Genomic DNA, 21,538 nt, shown 5'->3' with positions numbered 1-21,538 from the left:
AGAAGCCTGCGCCCCCCCTTTGGAGAAGCAGGCTTATGAAATCGCTGTCCGACGTAAAGTTCTCGACCCTCGACCTCGTGCCGGTGCGCGCCAACGGCAGCCCGGCGCAGTCGCTGCGCAATTCCCTGGATTTGGCCCAGCATGTGGAAAAGTTCGGCTACCACCGTTTCTGGGTGGCGGAACACCACAATATGGATGGCATCGCCAGCTCGGCCACCTCGGTATTGCTGGGTTACTTGGCCGGCGGTACCTCGACGATTCGCGTCGGCTCCGGCGGCGTGATGCTGCCCAACCATGCACCGCTGGTGATCGCCGAGCAGTTCGGCACCCTGGAAAGCCTCTACCCCGGGCGTATCGACCTGGGCCTGGGCCGCGCGCCCGGCTCCGACCAGATGACCGCTCGCGCTCTGCGCCGCGAGCGCTCCGGCAGCGCGGATGACTTCCCGGAAGACGTGGCCGAGCTGATGGCCTACCTCGGGCCACGCACACCGGACCAACGGGTGATTGCGGTGCCCGGCACCGGCACCAACGTACCGGTGTGGCTGCTGGGCTCCAGCCTGTTCAGCGCGCAACTGGCGGGCGAACGCGGTTTGCCCTACGCCTTCGCCTCCCATTTCGCACCGCGTTTGATGCACGAGGCGATTCGCGTGTACCGCAATCACTTCAAGCCTTCGGCTGTGCTGGACAAGCCTTACGTGATGCTCGGCATTCCGCTGGTGGCGGCCGACACCGATGAGCACGCCGACTTCCTGGCCACCTCGGTGTACCAACGCATCCTCGCCTTGATGCGCGGGCAGAGCCTGGTGCAGCGCCCACCGGTGAAAACCATGGACGGCCTGTGGCTGCCCCATGAAAAAGACGCGGTCGGCAGCTTCCTTGGCCTGGCGATGGTGGGTAGCCCAGCGAAGATCCGCGCCAAGCTGGAAGTGTTGATCGAACAGACCGGCGCGGACGAATTGATCTTCACCTGCGACCTGTACGAGCACGCCGACCGGATTCATTCCTACGAGCTGCTGGCGCAGTTGATGAAGGGCTAAACCCCCGACGAAAAAAAACCGACGCACCCGCGTCGGTTTTTTATGTCTGCCACACGGGATTAACCGCGCTTGTAGACGATTTCCTTGGTACCACCTTCACAGGTACCGACCACTTTAGCGTCGGTCGAGGTGCCTTTATCCACAACTTCCAGCGAATAACCCGAAGCGCCCTTGGCGTCGATTTTCGCTGCAATTTCGCTTTTCAGCTCTTCACAAGACTTGCCCGCCGCCAGGGCCGTGCCCGCAATGCTCAACAAACCTACCGCTAACAGGAGCTTCTTCATCCGTCACTTTCCTTGCGCTGATTGAAACGAGCGTGCCGACGCTGCTGGCATCGGCACCCATTGTTTGTAGCGCAAGTTATGGCAATCGGCCAGCCGGCAAGTTCAACCGACGCGATCAACTACTGGCAATTCGGAACCCCACCTTGAGCGTAACCTGATAGTGCGCGACCTTGCCGTCCTTGATATGACCACGGGTTTCCGTCACCTCAAACCATTCCAAGTGCTTGATGCTCTTGTTGGCTTCGGCCAGGGCATTGTTGATTGCGTCTTCGATGCTGGTGGTGGACGAACCTACCAATTCCACTTTCTTGTAGGTGTGATGATCAGACATGGTGTTTCTCCTGAGGGTCGTCAATAAAGCCTAGCAGTCATTGTTCATACTGCTTCTGGCGACCGTTCCTACCTGAAAGTTCAGATTTACTGCACTTTCTGAAACGGCCGCAGTCGGTATCTACACACGCCACTCAATCACTTCAGGAGATTCCAAATGGCCAACACTTCTTTACGCAAAGCGTCGCTGGAAAGCATGGAAGCCGAGATTTCGAGCCTGCTCAAGTCCCTTGAGAGCCTCAAGGACGATGCGTCCGATGAGTCGCGCAAAACGCTGAAGGCCCTGAAAAGCAATGCCGAGAATGCCCTCAAGCACTCTCGTCACCTGATCAGCGACGCCTACGAAGAAAGCAAAGTCAAAATCCGTGAAACCGGTGTTGCCACCCGGGACTACGCACAAGAGCACCCATGGACTACCGCCGGCGTCGCCGTTGGCGCGTTGGGCCTGCTGGCGGCTTACCTGCTGTGCAAACGCGGTGACTGATTGACCGGCTATACCGGCTGGCGCGCCAGCTCAGCCTTGAGCCAGTGCGCCAACTGACTCGCGCGCCCGTCTGCGGCGCGCTTGGGTAGCCACAACGCCAGGTGCGCCGGGGTTTCACTGAAACCCCACGGCGCCACCAGGCGACCCGCGCGCAGGTCCTCTGCCACCAGCGGCTGCGGCGCAATCGCCACGCCCAACCCCGCCACCGCCGCCTCCAGCAAATAATACAAATGCTCAAAACCCTGGCCATGTTTCAACGCGCCGGGCTCGATGCCGTGCTGTTGCGCCCAACTGGGCCAGGCTTGCGGGCGTGAAGTGGTGTGCAACAAGGCTTCGCCACACAAGGCTTGCGGCGGCGCCTGGCGCAGGCGTTCGTACCCGGCAAAACGCGGGCTCATCACCGGCCCGATACACTCGCTCGCCAGCTCATACACTTGCATATCCGCCGGCCACGGTGGTTCGGCGAAGACCAGCAGGGCATCGAGACCGGGGCGTCGGGGGTCGAGGTCGCCGTCACCCGCCGACAGGTGCAGGCGCAGGTCCGGCAGGTCGGCATTCAAGCGACCCAGGCGCGGGATCAACCAGCGCGCCAGCAAACTGCCTGAGCAGCCAAGCACGAACGGCGCATCAGCGCTGGCCTGGGTGAGTTCGGCGCAGACGTCGCGCAAGCGCTCGAACGCCTCGGCGCTGGCATCTCGCAACCGCACACCTGCATCTGTGAGTTTAATGCCGCGTCCATCCTTGATGAACAAGCTGACACCCAAATGCTCTTCCAGCACCTTCAATTGGCGGCTGACCGCGCCGTGGGTCACGTGCAGTTGCTCGGCAGCCTGGCTGACGCTGTTCAGGCGGGCGGTGGCTTCAAAGGCGCGCAGGGCATTGAGGGGTGGGAGGTCTCGGCTCATCTGTGAGTTTTCCTGACAGGTTGCAGCGATCTTATCGGTTTTCAGCGCTGGATGTGAGGGGTAGAGTGGCCGTCATTGCTTCTCACACAAATTCCTACCTGGAGCGTCCCATGACTCAGTCCCAGACCGATCTGCGCAACGGCCCTGACGCCAACGGCCTGTTTGGCGCGTTCGGCGGCCGCTACGTCGCCGAAACCCTGATGCCGTTGATCCTCGAACTGGCCCGCGAATACGAAGCGGCCAAGATCGATCCGGCGTTCAACGAAGAATTGGCCTACTTCCAGCGTGACTACGTCGGCCGCCCAAGCCCGCTGTATTTCGCCGAGCGCCTGACCGAGTTCTGCGGCGGTGCCAAGATCTACCTCAAGCGCGAAGAGCTGAACCACACCGGCGCACACAAGATCAACAACTGCATCGGCCAGATCCTGCTGGCGCGGCGCATGGGCAAGAAACGCATCATCGCCGAGACCGGCGCCGGCATGCACGGTGTGGCGACCGCTACCGTGGCCGCGCGTTTCGGCCTGCAATGCGTGATCTACATGGGCACCACCGACATCGAGCGCCAACAGGCCAACGTGTTCCGCATGAAGCTGCTGGGCGCTGAAGTGATCCCAGTGGTCGCCGGCACCGGCACCCTCAAGGACGCGATGAACGAAGCCCTGCGCGACTGGGTGACCAACGTCGACGACACCTTTTATCTGATCGGCACCGTGGCCGGCCCACACCCATACCCAGCGATGGTGCGTGACTTCCAGGCCGTGATCGGCAAGGAAACCCGCACCCAGCTGCAAGCTCAGGAAGGCCGCCTGCCGGACAGCCTGGTGGCATGCATCGGCGGTGGTTCCAACGCCATGGGTCTGTTCCATCCGTTCCTGGACGACACCAGCGTCGAGATCATCGGCGTTGAAGCCGCCGGCCACGGCATCGAGACCGGCAAGCACGCCGCCAGCCTCAACGGCGGCGTACCGGGTGTGCTGCACGGCAACCGTACCTTCCTGCTGCAGGACGACGACGGCCAGATCATCGACGCCCACTCGATTTCCGCCGGCCTCGACTACCCAGGCATCGGCCCGGAACACGCCTGGTTGCACGATATCGGCCGCGTCCAGTACACCTCGGTGACTGACCACGAAGCCCTGGATGCCTTCCACAAGTGCTGCCGCCTGGAAGGGATCATTCCTGCCCTGGAAAGCGCCCACGCCCTGGCCGAAGTGTTCAAGCGCGCGCCGACCCTGCCGAAGGATCACCTGATGGTGGTCAACCTGTCCGGCCGTGGCGACAAAGACATGCAGACCGTGATGCACCACATGGAACAGTCTCAGCAGGAGAAACACTAAATGAGCCGCCTGCAGACCCGCTTTGCGCAACTCAAAGAACAGAACCGCGCCGCCCTGGTGACCTTCGTCACTGCCGGCGACCCGGGCTATGACACTTCGCTGGCGATCCTCAAGGGCTTGCCTGCTGCTGGCGCCGATGTGATCGAGTTGGGCATGCCCTTCACCGACCCAATGGCCGACGGCCCGGCCATTCAACTGGCCAACATCCGTGCGCTGGAAGCCAAGCAGAACCTGCTGAAAACCCTGCAGATGGTGCGTGAGTTCCGCAAGGACAACAACGATACACCGCTGGTGTTGATGGGCTACTTCAACCCGATCCACAAATACGGTGTGCCTGAGTTCATCGCTGACGCCAAAGAGGCCGGCGTCGACGGCCTGATCGTGGTCGACATGCCGCCCGAGCATAACGGCGAGCTGTGCGACCCGGCCCAGGCCGCCGGTATCGACTTTATCCGCCTGACCACGCCGACCACCGATGACGTGCGCCTGCCGACCGTGCTCAACGGCAGTTCCGGGTTTGTGTACTACGTATCCGTGGCCGGTGTGACCGGTGCCGGCGCCGCGACCCTGGAACACGTCGAAGAAGCCGTGGCCCGCCTGCGTCGGCATACCGACCTGCCGATCAGCATCGGTTTTGGTATCCGCACACCGGAACAAGCGGCGGCCATCGCGCGCCTGGCCGATGGCGTGGTGGTCGGCTCGGCCCTGATCGATCACATCGCCAATGCCAGTAACGATCAACAAGCGATCGATGGCGTATTGAGCCTGTGCGCGGCGCTGTCGGAAGGTGTGCGCAACGCCCGTAAGTAAGCGCCATGTAGCGAGAGGTAAAGTTCCTGATACAGAGGAATCAACGCGCGCAATCACGGCCTAAACAGCAAGACCAAGGGATTTCGAACCGCGTTCGAGATCCCTTTTTTGTATGTGTGTCCTGAGGAATACCCGATGAAAATGCCTAAATCCGTGATTGCAGGTCTTGGTGTGCTGGTACTTGGCGCCAGCGCCCTGGTGCAAGCCGCGCCGCCTGACCCGCGGGGTGACGATCGTGGCGGCCCGCAGGGCCAGCACGAGCAACGTGGCGACGACCATCGCGGCCCGCAGGACGACCGTCGCGGCGGCCCGCCCCAGGACTTCGGCCCGGTACGCCAGATCATTCGCGACAACCACGGCCAGTTCTCCCGTGGCGCACCGCCGCCGCCGAATGTGCGTCTGGTGCGCGGCCGCCCCCTGCCGCATGGCTACTACGGCGAGCGCTTGGACAACCGTGCCCTGGCGCGCCTGCCGGTCTATCCAGGTTATGAATGGCGCCGTTCGGGGCCGGACGTGGTACTGATCGCTGTAGGCACGGGCATCGTCTACGAAATCCTTGACGGCGTACTCAACTAAAACCACGCAATAACGTTGTAGCAACGTAGCTTCCTGTGGCAAGCCCGCTCGCCACGGGAAGTCTGCTCGCCATTAGAGGTCAGTCTCCAGAAAGCAATCTTCCCGCTACCGGCTTAAAGCTCGATGCGTTCAACTTTACCTACGAGCAATATGTAAGAAAGCGCCCCAAGCAATGCCAGTACCGCGATATAGGTAATCGCCGGCGCAAACGAATCGCCGCTGGCCAGGAAGCCGATAACGATTGGTGTGGTAATCGCCGCCAGGTTGCCGATGAAGTTGAACACACCGCCAGTCAGTCCCAGCAGACGTGCAGGGGCAAGGGTCGAAACCAGGGACCACGTGATTGAGGCCAGGCCGTTGCCGAAGAACGCCAAGGCCAGGAAGGCGATGACCAACGGTGTCGATTCGACGAAGTTGGCGCCAATGATCGCCGTAGAGATCAGCAGGCCGCTGATGATCGGCAACTTGCGGGCAAACCCCACCGAGGCGCCACGGCGGATCAGCCAGTCGGAAAACAACCCCGAGCACAACACGCCGACGAAGGCCGCGAGGAAGGGCAGTGATGCGAGCATGCCGGACTTGATGAAGTCCATGCCGCGGTATTTCACCAGGTAGGTCGGGAACCAGGTCAGGAAGAACCACAACGTGGAGTTCAGGCAGAACTGCCCCAGGTAGATGCCCCACAATTTGCGCTTGCTCAGGACAATGCCCAGGTCGACCCAGCTGAATGGCGCCTTGGTCTTACCCGCTTGTGCACTGAGGTCCACCAGCCCGCCACCTTCGCGGATCAACTCGATTTCGGCTGCGTTGACGCCTTTGAAGTCCCGGGGCTCGCGATACACGGCATACCAGATCGCCGCCCACAGAATGCCCACTCCGCCAGTGACGACAAACACCATGTGCCAGCCGTAATGATGCTGCAACCAGGCCAGGACCGGCGTCAGGAACGCCAACCCGACAAACTGCCCGGAGGTGTAAAAGCCAATGGCCGTGGCGCGCTCACGCTCGGGAAACCAACTGGTGACCACGCGGCTGTTGATAGGGTAGGCCGGTGCTTCCAGGGCGCCTACCGCCATGCGCAGCACAAACAGCGCAATGAAGCTGGCGGCAAAGCCGAGCATCACGGTGGCGATGGACCAGAGCAACAGGGCGGCGGTGTAGAGGATGCGCGGCGGCACCCGGTCCACCAGCCAGCCGCCGGGAATCTGCATGGCGGCGTAAGTCCAGCCGAACGCCGAGAAAATCAGCCCGACATGTACCGGATCGATGCCCAGCTCGCTGGTCAGCGCCGGGGCGGCAATCGACAGGTTGCTGCGGTCGAGGTAGTTGATCACGACGGTGATAAACAGCAACACCATGATGAAGTAGCGCTTTCGGGTAGGCGTGACTAAAGAAGCCTGCCCGCTCAAGGATTCAGGTTGCATGGTAGGTGCCTATTCTTATGTTTGTTGAGGAAGGGACTTCTGAAGAAACCGGCTCAAAATGTGGAAGGGGGCAAGCCCCCTCCCACATGTTTGACCGTGTTCTTTCAGGCAGAAATCACCACTCGGCGAAACTGCCGTCGGCGTGGCGCCAGATCGGGTTGCGCCAGCGGTGACCGATGGCTGCACGTTCGATCACGTATTCCTCGTTGATCTCGATCCCCAGGCCCGGCCCGTTGGGGATCTTCACAAAGCCCTGGTCATAGTCGAACACGCCCGGGTCGCGCACGTAGTCGAGCAGGTCGTTGCTCTCGTTGTAGTGAATGCCCAGGCTTTGCTCCTGGATAAACGCGTTGTAGCAAACCGCATCCAGTTGCAGGCACGCCGCCAACGCAATCGGGCCCAGCGGGCAGTGCAGGGCCAGGGCCACGTCGTAGGCTTCGGCCATGTTGGCGATCTTGCGGGTTTCGGTGATACCGCCCGCGTGGGAAGCATCCGGCTGGATGATGTCGACGTAGCCTTCGCTGAGCACGCGCTTGAAGTCCCAGCGCGAGAACAGGCGCTCGCCCAGGGCAATCGGAGTGCTGGTCAGCGGCGCCAGTTCCTTGAGGGCTTCGTAGTTTTCGCTGAGCACCGGCTCTTCGATAAACATCAGCTTGTAGGGGTCCAGTTCTTTCATCAGCACCTTGGCCATGGGCTTGTGCACACGACCATGGAAGTCGACGCCGATGCCTACGTTGGGACCGACCGCATCACGCACAGCCGCGACGTTGGCCAGGGCCAGGTCGACTTTTTCGAAGCTGTCGACGAACTGCAACTCTTCAGTGCCGTTCATTTTCACCGCAGTAAAACCACGGGCCACGGCCTCTTTGGCGGCGCGGGCGGTGTCGGCGGGGCGATCGCCGCCGATCCACGAGTACACGCGGATCTTGTCACGCACCTGGCCACCCAACAGGTCGCTGACGGAAACGCCCAGGGCCTTGCCCTTGATGTCCCACAGCGCCTGGTCGATGCCGGCGAGGGCGCTCATGTGCACGGCGCCGCCTCGATAGAAGCCACCGCGGTAGAGCACGGTCCAGATGTCTTCGATATTGCGTGGGTCTTTGCCGATCAGGTAGTCGGACAGTTCCTCGACAGCAGCGGCCACGGTGTGAGCGCGGCCTTCGACCACGGGCTCACCCCAACCGGTCACGCCCTGGTCGGTCTCGACCTTGAGGAAGCACCAGCGCGGCGGGACGATAAAGGTCGTCAGTTTGGTGATTTTCATCTGTTATCTCTCTTATAGATGCAGCGCCTGCGGGCGCGGAACTTGATCTCAGTTCAGGGCTTTCCAGGCGGCGACATAAGCCTGGGCGCGGCTCGCTACCTGATCCACTGTCATACCCGGTTTGAACAACCCGGAACCCAGCCCGAACCCCTTGGCGCCGGCGTCGATAAACACCTGCATGTTGTCCGGGGTAATGCCGCCCACCGGCAGCAGCAACGTGCCTGCAGGCAATACCGCCAGCCAAGCCTTGATCACAGAAGGGCCCATTTGCTCGGCCGGGAACAGCTTCAACACGTCGGCACCTTCGTCCAACGCCGCGAACGCTTCGGTGGGCGTGGCCACACCCGGCGACAGGTACAGGCCGGCGGCTTTCGCGGCGCGCAAGACCTTGGCATCGCTATGGGGCATGACGATCACTTGGCCACCGGCAGCTTTCACTTGTTCGACCTGCCCAGGCGTCAATACCGTGCCGGCGCCGATCAGGCAATCGGCGGGCAGGCTGTCGCGCAGGGTGCGAATGCTGGTGTAAGGGTCCGGCGAATTGAGCGGGACTTCGATCACGCGAAACCCGGCGTCGTACAGCACTTGGCCGACCGCCTGGGCTTCGTCCGGGCGTATGCCGCGAAGAATGGCGATCAAACCGTTTTGTGCGAGTGCTTGCTTGAGCATGTCAGGCCTCCATTGCAGGTTGAGTGAGTCCGGCGGCCACTGCCAGTTGCCACAGCCCGCGCTCGGTCGCTTCCTGCGCCAGGCTGACGTGGGCGAAACCGCAGAGGGCGAGGGCGCGTTGGTAGCGCACGCAGAGCAGGCCGGCGCCCACCAGGATGATGGGTATGTGCCGTGCACTGGCTGGCAAGCCGGCCAGTTCATGGCCGATCAGCAGGCCGGACAGGTAGTCGGGCTGCTGCTCAGGGGTGAGTTCGCCGGTCAGTCCCAGAGTGCGCGCACTGAACAAGGTCGACAGCACGCCACGCTGGCCATCGTTCGACAGCGCCACTTGAACACCGCGGTCAAAGGCCTCGGCCTGGAACTGCTCGGATACCTTTTGCGTACGACCAAGCAGGCTGTGCTTGCTCAGCACCGCGAACAGTTCACCGGTCATGAAGGTGTCGAAATGAGTGATGCAGCCTTCCACCACCTCGACCCATTTGGAATGGCTGCCGGGCAGGCCGATCAGCATTTCACCGCTGGCCGACAGGCTTTGCAGCACGCCCAGCACCTGGGTTTCTTCACCGCGCATCACATTGGGCAAGCCGACCTGCTCGATCACTCCGGGCACGATATGCACATCGACACCGCGCAGGCTGCGCACCTTGTGCAACGCCTGGCCCAGGCTGGCGACGTCGACCGGCGTACTGCGATACGCCGCCTCGCTCCAACCCTGGGCGCTGCCGACCATGCCGCAGGCGATCACCGCCAGGTTTGGCTCGGCGTCGAGCCAGTCGCCGCACGCTGCATCAAACGCCAACTCGAAGCCATCGCTGCAGCGAACGCCGCCGATGTCCCGGGGCTCGCTGGGCAAATGCATGATGCCCGACGCCAGCGAGCGCTGTTCCAGCACTACGCCCGCGGGACCGAGTTTGTAAGCACGAAGGGAGCTGGTCCCCCAATCGAGCGCGATCAATTGCGCCTGCATCGCTTCACCTGAAATGAGTGGGTGCTGAAAAAAGCAGATGGGCGAATATAAACCTACGGCTGGCAATATCTCAATATATAAATAACTGTCCCACATATTGAGATGAAACGAGATAAATCCTACAGGCTCCTCGCTTTTTACTGCGGGAGGAAACTGGTTCTATCTGATAAGGAGGGGTTAAAAAGCCGACAAGTCCAGCTCGCGCATCGCACCCATCCAGATCGCGTAATCGGTGTGATCCTTCAGGTCATCGCCGGTTTCAGGGTGCAGGAACACCACCAGCCCATTGCGATGCAGCGCCAGCCACGGCAGCACCACCCCAATGTATTCGGGGTCGAACGCCAACTGGCAGCTCCAGTCCGGGTGCGGGCCTACGGGCCGCTCATGCACGCGGCCCATGCGCAGCGGGAACAGTTTCGCGCCGTCCTCGCACAAGGCACGCGCCTGATCGAGGGTGCTGGCATCGAAGTAGATATGGGCATGGTAGCCCTTGATACGTTGCATGACGGACTCCGGATCCAATGTGCGGCAAATCCTAGACCGCAATCGACGGCAGGGCCAGTCCGGTCAGGGACTGCGCGCTGCTGGCCTGTTCTGCCTGCAACCAGTCGACGAAACGTTCGACCAACTGCCCACGCCGCTTGCGCTGGGGCTGCACCACGTAATAGCCAAAGCGCGAAACCACCGTGTTGCCGATCGGTCGGCACAACCAATTCTGTTCCAGCAGGTTATCCACCAAATGGCGCCAGCCGATCGCCACCCCTTGGCCGGCAATCGCTGCCTGGATCAATAAGGTGTAGTTGTCGAATCGCAGCTGGCCGGGCGTGGGCGCGGCGGTGATGCCCAGTTCGCGGAATACGCCGCTCCAGTCGAACCACTGGTTGTTGTTTTCCTGGCGCAGGTGCAGCAAAGGAACGTCGTGCAAGTTCTGCAGGGTCAGCGGCGTGGCCTGGTCCTTGAGCCACTGCGGGCTGCACACCGGAAACACTTCCTCGTTGAACAGCCAAAGGCTGTCGCCCTGCTTGAAACGGCCATCGCCAAACAGCACCGCCACATCGATATCGCTGCGCAAGGTGGCGTGGTTGCGCTCGCTGGTCACCAGGCTCACGTCCACCTGCGGGTTGGCGGCGTGGAAGCGATGCAGGCGCGGCATCAGCCAGTAGGCAGCGAACGCAAAGTCTGTGGCCACTTGCAGCACTTCGTGCTGGTCCTGCTGGGTAATCACACTGAGGCCCTGGTTGATGCTCTGCAAACCGCCTTGCACATGCTCGAACAGCAGGGCGCCGGCGTCGGTCAGTTCGATGCCCCGATAGATGCGGTCAAACAGGCGGATCGCCAGTTGTTCTTCCAGGCGCTTGATCTGCTGGCTGATGGCCGGCTGAGTGGTGCCCAGCTCCATCGCTGCTGCGGTAAAGCTGCGATGGCGCGCGGCCGCCTCGAACGCACGCAGCAGGTCGAGGGACAGGTCTCCAAGGGCTTCATACATAAGCTGTGCTTATCCTAGACATTGCTCGTCATGGGCTTTACCCCATTTTTCATGGGCTGCATGCTCATTCGCATAAACACCGCCTATGGAATGCCGAAGACCTATGAAGCGCAAGAACATTCTTTTCATCATGGCCGATCAAATGGCCGCGCCGATGCTTCCGTTCTACGGACCTTCCCCTATCAAGCTGCCGAATTTGAGTCGCCTCGCCGAACAGGGCGTGGTGTTCGACGCGGCCTATTGCAACAGCCCGCTGTGTGCACCGTCACGCTTCACCCTGGTCAGCGGCCAATTGCCGAGCAAGATCGGCGCCTACGACAACGCGGCGGATTTCCCTGCCGATGTGCCGACCTATGCCCACTACCTGCGGCGCCTCGGTTATCGCACCGCGCTGTCGGGCAAGATGCACTTCTGCGGCCCCGACCAACTGCACGGCTATGAAGAACGCCTGACCAGCGACATCTATCCCGCTGACTATGGCTGGGCGGTGAACTGGGATGAGCCGGACGTACGCCCCACCTGGTACCACAACATGTCCTCGGTGCTGCAAGCCGGCCCGTGCGTGCGTACCAACCAGCTGGATTTCGACGAAGAGGTTGTGTTCAAGGCCCAGCAATACCTGTTCGACCACATCCGCGAAGACGGCGACCAGCCGTTCTGCCTGACCGTGTCGATGACCCATCCCCACGACCCGTACACCATTCCCAAGCCGTTCTGGGACCTGTACGACGATAACGACATCCCTTTGCCTGCAACGCCGAACCAGGAAGATCTCGACCCGCATTCCCAGCGTCTGCTCAAGGTCTATGACCTGTGGGACAAGCCGCTGCCTGTGGATAAAATCCGCGACGCCCGCCGCGCCTACTTCGGCGCGTGCAGCTACATCGACAGCAATGTCGGCAAGCTGCTGCAAACCCTGGAAGACACCGGCCTGGCCGACGACACCATCATCATCTTCTCCGGCGACCACGGCGACATGCTCGGCGAGCGCGGCCTCTGGTACAAAATGCACTGGTTTGAAATGGCCGCCCGCGTGCCGCTGCTGGTCAGTGCCCCGGGGCAATTTGCGCCGGGCCGGGTGACCAAGGCCGTGTCCACCGCCGACCTGCTGCCCACCCTGGTGGAACTGGCCGGCGGCGAGCTGGACCCGCGCCTGCCGCTGGACGGCCGCTCGCTGGTCCCGCACTTGCAAGGGCAGGGCGGGCACGACGAAGTCTTTGGCGAATACATGGCCGAAGGCACCATCAGCCCACTGATGATGATTCGCCGCGGCGCCTGCAAATTCATCTACAGCGAAGACGACCCTTGTCTACTGTTCGATGTGCACAACGACCCGCACGAGCGGGAAGACCTTAGCCAGTCACCGGAACACCGGCCACTGTTCGAGGCGTTTTTGAATGAAGCGCGGGCCAAATGGGACATCCCGGCGATCCACCAGCAGGTGCTCGCCAGCCAACGCCGTCGTCGCCTGGTGTTCGAGGCGCTGACCGAAGGCAAGCTGAAGAGCTGGGATCACCAGCCACTGGTAGACGCCAGTCAGCAATACATGCGCAACCATATCGACCTCGACGACCTGGAGCGCAAGGCACGTTATCCACAACCCTGCCAAAACCAATAACACTGAGGGAAGGCCATGCAAAAGTTAACTGCGGTAGTGGGCATGTTAGTGCTGAGTAGCGCCAATGCGTATGCGGACACCAGCTGTGACACGGTAAAGATGGCCGACCCAGGCTGGAGCGATATCGCCGCCACCAATGCCATCACCGGGTTTCTGCTCAACGGCATGGGCTACAAGGCCAAGGTCGACACCCTGGCGGTGCCGATTACCTTCGGCGGGCTCAAGGACGGCCAGGTGGATGTGTTCCTGGGTAACTGGATGCCGGCGCAGCAAGGTTTCTACGACAAGTTCGTGGCCAACGGCGATGTGGTGCAACTGGCGAAGAACCTCGACGGCACCGAGTTCACCCTCGCCGTGCCGGATTATGTCTGGGATGCCGGGGTGCATGACTTTGCCGACCTGAACAAATTTGCCGACAAGTTCGACAAGAAGATCTACGGCATCGGCTCGGGCGCGCCGGCGAATATCTCGCTGCAGGAGATCATCAAGAAGAATGACTTCGACCTCGGCCAGTGGAAGCTGATCGAATCCAGTGAACAGGCGATGCTGGCGGAAGTATCACGGGCGGTGAAGAAGCAGAAATTCGTCACCTTCCTCGGCTGGACACCGCACCCGATGAACGTGCAGTTGAAAATGCACTACCTCAAAGGCGGCGAGAAATACTTTGGTGACACCGGCAGCGTGTATACCTTGACCCGTAAAGGTTATGCACAGGCCTGCCCCAACGTAGGCAAGCTGCTGACCAACCTGAGTTTCACCCAGGAGATGGAGAACAGCATCATGGCTGAGGTGGTCAACAAAAAAGTCAGCAATGCCGAGGCGGCGAAGGCGTGGATCAAGGCGAACCCAGCGGTGCTGGATAAATGGCTGGACGGCGTGAAAACCGTGGATGGCAAGGACGCGTTGCCGGCAGTAAAAGCCAAACTCTAGGGCCTTGCGCTATTCCAATGTGGGAGGGGGCTTGCTCCCGATAGCGGAGTGCCAGTCAGAGAGATTTAGACGGGTCCACCTATATCGGGAGCAAGCCCCCTCCCACAAGGACCCGTGTGTACTGATACCCTGAGTCAAACCTTTTCAGCCGAGTTATAAATGCCCCGGCCCAACCGCCATACACTCTTCCCCTTCCTCAGTTGGCTTGCGCGCCAGACGCGCGCCAGCGTCGGCCGGGACGCGCTGGTCGGCCTCAGCGGCGCCGTGCTCGCGCTGCCCCAATCGATTGCCTACGCGCTGATCGCCGGTCTCCCACCAGAGTACGGTCTGTACGCCGCGATCATCCCGGTGCTGATCGCGTGCCTGTGGGGTTCATCCTGGCACCTGATCTGTGGCCCCACGGCGGCGATTTCCATCGTGCTGTACGCCAGCGTCAGCCCATTGGCTGTGCCGGGGTCTCAGGACTACATCACCCTGATCCTGTTGCTGACATTCCTGGCCGGGGTGTTCCAGTGGCTGCTGGGCATGCTGCGCTTTGGCGCGCTGGTGAACTTCGTCTCGCATTCGGTGGTGCTGGGTTTCACCTTGGGCGCCGCCGTGGTGATTGCCCTGGGGCAGCTGCCTAATCTGCTGGGCCTGGATTTACCGAGCCAGGCCACAGCGATCAATAGCCTGCTGGCGCTGATCGACCACGCTGGCGAGTGGGACCACGCATCCCTTGCCCTTGGGCTCGGTACTTTGCTGGTGGGCGCACTGCTCAAATACCTTGTGCCTCGCTGGCCAACGCTGCTGATCGCCCTGGGCTTGGGCAGCCTGGCAGCCTGGCTGTGGCCGGGGGCGTTCGGGCATGTGGCGCTGGTCAGTTCGTTTATCGGCAAGCTGCCGCCGTTCAGCCCGTTGCCGCTGGATCTGGACATGATCCTGCGCCTGCTGCCCAGCGCCGTTGCGGTGGGCATGCTCGGGCTGGTGACCAGCCTGTCGATTGCGCGTTCGCTGTCGGCACGCTCGCAACAATTGCTTGATGCCAACCAGGAAGTTCGTGCGCAGGGTTTATCCAACATCGTTGGCGGATTTTTCTCCGGGTATCTGTCGGCAGGGTCCTTCACCCGCTCCGGCCTCAGCTATGAGGCAGGCGCCTGTTCGCCGCTGGCAGGGGTGTTTTCCGCATTATGGGTGGCCTTATTTGCGCTGTTTGGCGCCGCACTGATCGCGCATATTCCCATCCCGAGCATGGCCGCCAGCATCTTGCTGATTTCCTGGGGCCTGGTGGATCGGCGGGGTATTCGTGCGTTGTTCCGCGTGAGCCGTGCAGAATTCGTGGTGATGAGCCTGACCTGTGTCGCCACCTTGCTGCTTGAGTTGCAAACGGCGATTTATGCGGGCGTGTTGGCGTCGTTGTTTTTCTACCTCAAGCGCACCTCACAGCCACGGGTTCAACAATGGCGTGATGGAGAAGAGGATGTGCTGCGGGTGGGCGGGTCGATCTTCTTTGGCGCCAGCCATTACCTGCAAGTGCGCCTGCAAAGCTTGCAGGGTGAGCGGGTGGTGATCGAGGCGCAGCAGATCAACTTTATCGACTATTCCGGGGTGGAGATGCTGCACCAGGAGGCGCGTCGCCTTAGGGGGCTGGGCCGTAGCCTGACATTGCGCCGAGCCAGGCCGCAGGTGGTGGACGAGTTGAAAAAACTGGAGGGGGCCGATAAATGCCCCATCCAGTTTGAAGATTGATTACTGCGCCAACTGCCGGCGCAGTTCAGCCAACACCGGCGCCGAATCCGGGCGCACACCGCGCCACAGGAAGAACGCTTCAGCCGCTTGCTCCACCAGCATGCCCAGGCCATCCATCGCCACGGCTGCGCCTTGCTCACTGGCCCAACGGCAGAACGCAGTCGGTTCCTTGGCGTACATCATGTCGTAGCAAAACGTGTTGCCCGGTTCGATCAGGCTGCCGGCAATCGGCGGTACATCACCTGATAGGCTGGCGGACGTGGCATTGATGATCACGTCCACCGGCTCACGCAGCCAGTCGAAACCACTGGCAGACACCGGGCCCAGGTCGTCGAACAACTCGGCGAGCAATTCGGCTTTTTCCACGGTGCGGTTGGCGATGATCAACGAAGCGGGCCGTTCAGCCAGCAACGGCTCCAACGCGCCCCTTACCGCGCCACCCGCGCCCAGCAACAGGATGCGTTTGCCTTGCAGATTCAAGCCGGCGTTTACCGTCAGGTCACGTACCAGGCCGGCGCCGTCGGTGTTGTCGCCGAGCAACGTGCCGTCAGCCAGTTTGCTCAACGTATTCACCGCCCCGGCACGCTGGGCGCGTTCGGTGAGGCTGTTGGCCAGGCGGTAGGCGTCTTCCTTGAACGGCACGGTAACGTTGGCACCTCGGCCCTGTTGGAAAAACTCACGGGCACAGCCGGTGAAATCCTCCAGGGGCGCGAGCAAGGTGCTGTAGTCCAGTTGCTCGCCGGTCTGCTCAGCGAACATACGGTGAATCAGCGGCGACTTGCTGTGGCCGATAGGGTTGCCGAACACCACATAACGATCCATCAGACAGCCGCCTTGGGCGCGGCGACGCCCAGCCAGTCGCGGTCTTGCAGGAAGTAGTCGGTGAGGCGCGCTTCTTCGCTGCCGGCCTCGGCTTTCCAGTCGTAGCTCCAGCGCACTTGGGGCGGCAGCGACATCAGGATCGACTCGGTACGGCCGCCCGATTGCAGGCCGAACAAAGTGCCACGGTCATAGACCAGGTTGAATTCCACGTAACGGCCACGACGGAATTCCTGGAACTGGCGTTGCTGTTCGGTATAAGCGCTGGCTTTGCGGCGTTGCACAATCGGCAGGTAGGCGTCGATGTAGGCATCGCCGATGGCGCGGATAAACGCGAAGCAGGTGTCGAAGTCCCACTCGTTCAAGTCATCGAAGAACAGGCCGCCGATGCCACGGGGCTCGTTGCGGTGCTTGATGTGGAAGTAGGTATCGCACCAGGCCTTGTAGCGCGAGTAAACGTCCGGGCCAAAGGGCGCGCAGGCCTGCTCGGCCACGCGGTGCCAGTGAATGCAGTCTTCTTCGTTGCCGTAGTAGGGCGTGAGGTCGAAGCCGCCACCGAACCACCACACCGGCTCTTCGCCTTCTTTTTCGGCGATGAAAAAACGCACGTTGGCGTGGGACGTCGGCACGTGCGGGTTGTGCGGATGAATCACCAGCGACACGCCCAGGGCTTCAAAGCCGCGACCGGCCAGTTCAGGGCGATGCGCACTGGCTGACGGAGGAAGGCCGCTGCCGAATACGTGGGAAAAGTTAACGCCGCCCTTTTCGATGACCGAACCGTTTTCGATCACACGGGTGCGACCGCCACCGCCGGCAGGCCGGGTCCAGGCGTCTTCGATAAAGCGAGTGTCCGTCTCGAAGGTTTCCAGGGCGCTGCAAATGCGGTCTTGCAGGTCGAGCAGGTAGGCCTTTACAGCCTCGGTGCGGGTAGTCATGGCATCACCTTGAATCGGGCAAAGCTACGCGAGGCCGTGGGGCGTCGGCGGCAAATGGGCGCACAGGATACCACTGCACTCCATGTCGCCACAGTTGACGAAGATCAAGCTTAGGAGTCCGATAGGGAGCTACGCGAGATCGACCCAAGGAGATGTGCAGATGGCCAAACGTATCCAGTTCAGCGCCCATGGCGGCCCCGACGTACTTGAATATGTGGACTACACACCGGCAGAGCCGGGCCCGCAGCAGGTTCGAGTGCGTAACGAGGCGATTGGCCTGAACTTCATCGATACCTATTTCCGCAGCGGCCTTTACGCGCCGCCGGCCCTGCCATCAGGGTTGGGCGCAGAAGGCGCCGGCGTGGTTGATGCGGTGGGCAGCGAAGTCACGCAATTTAAAGTCGGTGACCGCGTGGCCTACGGCAGTGGCCCACTCGGGGCCTACAGCGAATTGCACGTGCTGCCCGCCGCCAACCTGGTGCACCTGCCGGACGACATCAGCTTCGAACAAGCCGCCGGTGCCATGCTCAAGGGCCTCACCGTGCAATACCTGCTGCGCCAGACCTATGAGCTGAAAGCTGGCGAGACCATCCTGTTCCACGCCGCTGCTGGTGGCGTGGGCTCCCTGGCCTGCCAATGGGCCAAGGCACTGGGCGTGAAGCTGATCGGCACCGTCAGCTCGCCAGAGAAAGCCGCCCTGGCCAAATCCCTCGGCGCGTGGGAAACCATCGACTACAGCAAGGAAAACGTCGCACAACGCGTGCTGGAATTGACCGACGGCAAAAAGGTGCCCGTGGTGTACGACGGTGTCGGCAAGGACACCTGGCTGACCTCATTGGACAGCGCGGCACCACGTGGTCTGGTGGTGAGCTTCGGCAATGCTTCGGGCGCGGTGGATGGGGTGAACCTGGGGATACTCGCGGCCAAAGGCTCGCTGTACGTAACACGGCCGACCCTGGCGACCTACGCCAACAACCCGGCGAACTTGCAGATGATGGCGGATGATCTGTTTTCGATGATCAAGAGCGGCAAGGTGCGCATTGATATCAACCAGCGGTATTCGCTGGCAGACGCGGCGAAGGCACAGACGGAGTTGTCGGGGCGGCGTACCACTGGGTCGACAATTCTGTTGCCTTGAGGGAATCTTCGGGGGCAAGCGCCTCCCACATTTGACCGTGTTGTCATGACGGACGCGGTTCAATGTGGGAGGTCGCTTGCCCGCGATGGATGCGACGCGGTCTCAGGAAGGCCGCACCACCTCACCCGTTGCCAAATCACGAATCAGGCTCGGGTTCTTGCGCCCACCCAAGGCACCACCCAAAACCAAATCCACCTGCCCGCGGAAATACTGCTCCACACGAATCCGCGTGCGTGCCGCCGGGCGGCCCTGGGGGTTGGCTGAGGTAGAAATCAACGGTCCCACCAGCGCGCACAAATCCCGCACCAGTGGATGATCGCTCACCCGCAGCGCCACCGTGTCGTGCACACCGGTGACCCATTCCGGCAACAAATCCTGATGCGGTACCAGCCAGGTATTCGGCCCAGGCCAGGTGCTGGCCATACGTTCGATCCAGGTATCCGGGAAGTCTTCGAACAGAAAGTCGAACTGGCGAATATTGTCTGCCACCAGGATCAGGCCCTTGTCCACTGAACGGTTCTTGATCGCCAGCAGCCGATCCACCGCCTCTTCGTTCCAAGGATCACAGCCCAAGCCCCAGACCGCTTCGGTTGGATAGGCAATCACCGCGCCTGCGCGAATTTCTCGTGCGGCTTCCAGCACACGCCACCTGTTGACCATTGTTTACTCTCCGGACTAAAGCTCTGGGCAGTTTACCGATCTTCTTTACAAAACCTAGTTCCAAAAAACCGGCCGCTACAAAAGCTGGTGACGCGCAAGCCAGCGCCCGCTTTCGCAGATCACCTGGCCTTCAAGCTCCAACTCCGTGAGGGTCGCCAGCACCTGGGCCAACGAGCGCCCGCTGGCAATCGCCAGGGCTTCGCTGGTATGGGGTGCCGCGTGCAACAGCGCCACCAAAGGATGTATGACGGGCATCGGCGCCGGGCGCGACAATGCCTGCCAGCCACGCAAACCTTCGAGGATGTGTTCAATGGTCTCCACCAGCATCGCGCCATCACGGATCAACTGGTGACAGCCCTTGGCTCCGGGATGATGGATGGAGCCCGGGATCGCATACACCTCTCGCCCTTGCTCGGCCGCAAGCTTGGCAGTGATCAGCGAGCCGCTGGCCATGCTGGCTTCCACCACCAGCACGCCCAGGGATAGGCCGCTGATGATGCGGTTGCGCCGAGGAAAGTTACCGGCCTGGGGCGCGGCGTCCAGCGGAAACTCAGAAACCACGGCGCTGCCCTGGGCAATCATCGCCGCCGCAAGCCGCCGATGGCGCTGTGGATAAAGATTTTCCAGGCCCGTGCCGAGTACACCGATTGTATGCCCCCCCACATCCAACGCTGCTTGATGGGCCGCACCGTCGATACCCAGCGCAAGGCCACTGGTGATGACAAAACCGGCGCTCGCCAGGCTGCGGGAAAATGCAGCGGCCGTGTCCATGCCGGGGCGGGACGCACGGCGGCTGCCGACCATCGCCAGTTGCGGTTTTTCCAGGATCCCGGGGTCGCCGGTGACGAATAAAAGTGGCGGGGCGTCGTCTATCTGGGCGAGCAGTGCCGGGTACTCAGGTTGGTCCCACATCAGCAAATGCTGGCCCTGACGCTCCAACCATGCCAATGCCTCACTGGCACCGTCGCGAATTTCATGGCTACGTCGGGCATCGGCGCTGATGGGCGGCAATCCCAGAGAACGCCAGGCACTGGCAGGGGCACTGATGGCCTTTGAGGCACTACCGAACGCTTCGATTAACAACCTAAAACGCTTCGGGCCTACTTCCGGCAGCCTGTGCAAGCGTAGGCGGGCTTCCAGTTCTGAAGGGGAAATTTCACTGCTGCTTATCGGAAACATCTGATCATCCTTGACCGGAACAAGCTGTGGATAACTCTGTTGGTAACTTATTTAGCAGGCTATTTATTGCGCTGGAGGGGCAGTCTCGAAACGGTCCGTTATCGCCAGTGCGCGCGAGGCACTGAGGACCAGGCCGTAGCTGAGCTTTTCGTAGGTGCGAAACACCAGCAGGGTGCCGGCACGCTCATCGGGAAGCTTCACCGGAGCGCCAGTGAGGGTGTCGCGTACGGTGCCGCCGGTTTTGATAACGCTCAGCAACTGGCCTTCGACCAGCCCCTCGCGACGACCTTTATTCAGGATCACGGCGTCCAGTACGCCGATATGGGTGACGCCTTTGGGAACGTCGATGATGTGTCCTTCTATAAAAGACACGGGCTTCGACCGTTCTACGCGGTCCAGTGCGACAGGCGGTTGAGCACGGAGCAAACGGTCGCCGGGGCGTACTTCCTGGGTCACGCGCTGCAGGGCCAGGGTGCTCAGGTCGCCAGCCGTCACAAACCGTGCGGTGCCGATGTCGTCGGCGTTGATCCCCAACAGCTCCCGGGTTTGCGGATCGGTGTAGACCTTGCCTCGGCGAAAGATCCCGTAGCTTGGCTGGGCCGGGTCCAACACGCCCCTGGCGTATACACGCTCACCCTGGGCGCCCAATACCCGACCTGCATCCGCCGCGACGACGTAGGGCGCGTTGTCCAAGTCCATGGGAGTATCGAGAATGCGATTGTGTAACAAGAAACGTTGAATGGCCTGTTGCGTCGCTTGATCCAGCCGCGGGCCGGGTTGTGGAAGCAGGGCCATGGCGAACGGGGCCCATAGCAGCAAGACGAGTAGCGATTTCCTCATGGGGTGAATCTCCTTTATTATGTGCGTTCGCGTGAAATGCCACAGCCTTCGCGGCTTTCGGGCGTTTCACACCGGCCGTATGGGTCCATTCCCACCGCCGATTTGCCTCTACCTCACA

General features: G+C 61.5%; 23 protein-coding genes. 9 read left to right on the top strand and 14 right to left on the bottom strand.

The window, feature by feature from the left end:
- Window positions 1-35: 35 nt before the first annotated feature.
- Window positions 36-1,037: an LLM class flavin-dependent oxidoreductase gene (locus HDC32_RS20705; RefSeq protein WP_145338362.1), complete on the top strand. Its 1,002-nt coding sequence runs from the start codon at window positions 36-38 to the stop codon at window positions 1,035-1,037.
- 59 nt (window positions 1,038-1,096) lie between these two features.
- On the opposite strand, the gene HDC32_RS20700 is transcribed toward HDC32_RS20705, so the two are convergent.
- Window positions 1,097-1,321: a DUF1161 domain-containing protein gene (locus HDC32_RS20700; RefSeq protein ID WP_184745281.1), complete on the bottom strand. Its 225-nt coding sequence runs from the start codon at window positions 1,319-1,321 to the stop codon at window positions 1,097-1,099.
- Window positions 1,322-1,436: 115 nt separating this feature from the next.
- A complete protein-coding gene (locus tag HDC32_RS20695) occupies window positions 1,437-1,652 on the bottom strand; it encodes a dodecin (RefSeq protein WP_027608132.1) in 216 nt (71 codons plus the stop codon).
- 156 nt (window positions 1,653-1,808) lie between these two features.
- Here HDC32_RS20695 and HDC32_RS20690 point away from each other — a divergent pair, with 156 nt between their 5' ends.
- Complete coding sequence (locus HDC32_RS20690; RefSeq protein ID WP_003170746.1) at window positions 1,809-2,135, top strand: YqjD family protein; 327 nt, start codon at window positions 1,809-1,811, stop codon at window positions 2,133-2,135.
- An 8-nt stretch (window positions 2,136-2,143) separates the two neighbouring features.
- Here the strand turns inward: HDC32_RS20690 and HDC32_RS20685 are convergent, their stop codons facing one another.
- Window positions 2,144-3,040: a LysR family transcriptional regulator gene (locus HDC32_RS20685; protein ID WP_131699602.1), complete on the bottom strand. Its 897-nt coding sequence runs from the start codon at window positions 3,038-3,040 to the stop codon at window positions 2,144-2,146.
- 110 nt (window positions 3,041-3,150) lie between these two features.
- On the opposite strand from HDC32_RS20685, the gene trpB reads away from it, so the two are divergent.
- The 3 genes from trpB (at window position 3,151) to HDC32_RS20670 (ending at window position 5,763) form a co-directional block, all read left to right on the top strand.
- Complete coding sequence (gene trpB, locus HDC32_RS20680; protein WP_131699603.1) at window positions 3,151-4,377, top strand: tryptophan synthase subunit beta; 1,227 nt, start codon at window positions 3,151-3,153, stop codon at window positions 4,375-4,377.
- Window positions 4,378-5,187: a tryptophan synthase subunit alpha gene (gene trpA / locus HDC32_RS20675; protein ID WP_184745279.1), complete on the top strand. Its 810-nt coding sequence runs from the start codon at window positions 4,378-4,380 to the stop codon at window positions 5,185-5,187.
- A gap of 135 nt (window positions 5,188-5,322) precedes the next feature.
- Entirely contained in the window at window positions 5,323-5,763 is a 441-nt protein-coding gene (locus HDC32_RS20670) for an anti-virulence regulator CigR family protein (RefSeq protein ID WP_131699605.1), read from the top strand.
- Window positions 5,764-5,876: 113 nt separating this feature from the next.
- On the opposite strand, the gene HDC32_RS20665 is transcribed toward HDC32_RS20670, so the two are convergent.
- The 6 genes from HDC32_RS20665 to HDC32_RS20640 form a co-directional block, all read right to left on the bottom strand.
- The gene (locus HDC32_RS20665) at window positions 5,877-7,187 is read right to left on the bottom strand and encodes an MFS transporter (RefSeq protein ID WP_131699606.1); all 1,311 of its coding nucleotides are present in this window, start codon (window positions 7,185-7,187) and stop codon (window positions 5,877-5,879) included.
- 115 nt (window positions 7,188-7,302) lie between these two features.
- Window positions 7,303-8,451, bottom strand: a complete 1,149-nt coding sequence (gene dgoD / locus HDC32_RS20660; protein ID WP_003170741.1) for a galactonate dehydratase — start codon at window positions 8,449-8,451, stop codon at window positions 7,303-7,305.
- Window positions 8,452-8,499: 48 nt separating this feature from the next.
- On the bottom strand, window positions 8,500-9,120 hold the full coding sequence (locus HDC32_RS20655) for a 2-dehydro-3-deoxy-6-phosphogalactonate aldolase (protein ID WP_131699607.1): 621 nt from the start codon (window positions 9,118-9,120) through the stop codon (window positions 8,500-8,502).
- 1 nt (window position 9,121) lies between these two features.
- Complete coding sequence (locus HDC32_RS20650) at window positions 9,122-10,087, bottom strand: 2-dehydro-3-deoxygalactonokinase (RefSeq protein WP_131699608.1); 966 nt, start codon at window positions 10,085-10,087, stop codon at window positions 9,122-9,124.
- Window positions 10,088-10,264: 177 nt separating this feature from the next.
- Complete coding sequence (locus HDC32_RS20645; RefSeq protein WP_131699609.1) at window positions 10,265-10,591, bottom strand: DOPA 4,5-dioxygenase family protein; 327 nt, start codon at window positions 10,589-10,591, stop codon at window positions 10,265-10,267.
- A gap of 31 nt (window positions 10,592-10,622) precedes the next feature.
- Window positions 10,623-11,573: a choline sulfate utilization transcriptional regulator gene (locus HDC32_RS20640; protein WP_167655874.1), complete on the bottom strand. Its 951-nt coding sequence runs from the start codon at window positions 11,571-11,573 to the stop codon at window positions 10,623-10,625.
- A gap of 103 nt (window positions 11,574-11,676) precedes the next feature.
- Here HDC32_RS20640 and betC point away from each other — a divergent pair, with 103 nt between their 5' ends.
- The 3 genes from betC to HDC32_RS20625 all read left to right on the top strand — a co-directional run bounded on the left by betC (window position 11,677) and on the right by HDC32_RS20625 (window position 15,849).
- Complete coding sequence (gene betC, locus HDC32_RS20635; RefSeq protein ID WP_145338366.1) at window positions 11,677-13,191, top strand: choline-sulfatase; 1,515 nt, start codon at window positions 11,677-11,679, stop codon at window positions 13,189-13,191.
- Between the two features lie 15 nt (window positions 13,192-13,206).
- Window positions 13,207-14,121, top strand: a complete 915-nt coding sequence (choX, locus tag HDC32_RS20630) for a choline ABC transporter substrate-binding protein (protein WP_053127397.1) — start codon at window positions 13,207-13,209, stop codon at window positions 14,119-14,121.
- A gap of 159 nt (window positions 14,122-14,280) precedes the next feature.
- Entirely contained in the window at window positions 14,281-15,849 is a 1,569-nt protein-coding gene (locus HDC32_RS20625) for a SulP family inorganic anion transporter (RefSeq protein WP_167655877.1), read from the top strand.
- Here HDC32_RS20625 and aroE read toward each other — a convergent pair whose 3' ends face one another.
- Together aroE and hemF are read right to left on the bottom strand one after the other, a co-directional pair.
- Entirely contained in the window at window positions 15,850-16,671 is an 822-nt protein-coding gene (gene aroE / locus HDC32_RS20620; RefSeq protein ID WP_184745277.1) for a shikimate dehydrogenase, read from the bottom strand.
- Window positions 16,671-17,603 (bottom strand): oxygen-dependent coproporphyrinogen oxidase, encoded by a 933-nt coding sequence (gene hemF, locus HDC32_RS20615; protein ID WP_053127403.1) that lies wholly within the window; start codon window positions 17,601-17,603, stop codon window positions 16,671-16,673. The genes aroE and hemF overlap by 1 nt, the downstream gene beginning before the upstream one ends.
- A 160-nt stretch (window positions 17,604-17,763) precedes the next feature.
- Between hemF and HDC32_RS20610 the strand changes: the two genes are divergently transcribed.
- On the top strand, window positions 17,764-18,741 hold the full coding sequence (locus HDC32_RS20610; protein ID WP_184745275.1) for a quinone oxidoreductase: 978 nt from the start codon (window positions 17,764-17,766) through the stop codon (window positions 18,739-18,741).
- 102 nt (window positions 18,742-18,843) lie between these two features.
- Here the strand turns inward: HDC32_RS20610 and HDC32_RS20605 are convergent, their stop codons facing one another.
- From HDC32_RS20605 to HDC32_RS20595, 3 genes are all read right to left on the bottom strand, one after another.
- Window positions 18,844-19,401, bottom strand: coding sequence for an L-threonylcarbamoyladenylate synthase (locus HDC32_RS20605; protein ID WP_027608149.1), 558 nt, complete (start codon window positions 19,399-19,401; stop codon window positions 18,844-18,846).
- A gap of 75 nt (window positions 19,402-19,476) precedes the next feature.
- The gene (dprA, locus tag HDC32_RS20600) at window positions 19,477-20,580 is read right to left on the bottom strand and encodes a DNA-processing protein DprA (protein ID WP_184745273.1); all 1,104 of its coding nucleotides are present in this window, start codon (window positions 20,578-20,580) and stop codon (window positions 19,477-19,479) included.
- 63 nt (window positions 20,581-20,643) lie between these two features.
- The gene (locus HDC32_RS20595) at window positions 20,644-21,420 is read right to left on the bottom strand and encodes a peptidoglycan-binding protein (protein WP_184745271.1); all 777 of its coding nucleotides are present in this window, start codon (window positions 21,418-21,420) and stop codon (window positions 20,644-20,646) included.
- Between the last annotated feature and the right edge of the window lie 118 nt (window positions 21,421-21,538).

The sequence above is a fragment of the Pseudomonas sp. JAI120 genome, assembly GCF_014207255.1.
GTDB lineage: Bacteria > Pseudomonadota > Gammaproteobacteria > Pseudomonadales > Pseudomonadaceae > Aquipseudomonas.
Note: the sequence above shows the minus strand (reverse complement) of the source record. Positions and strands in the feature narration are given on the sequence as shown.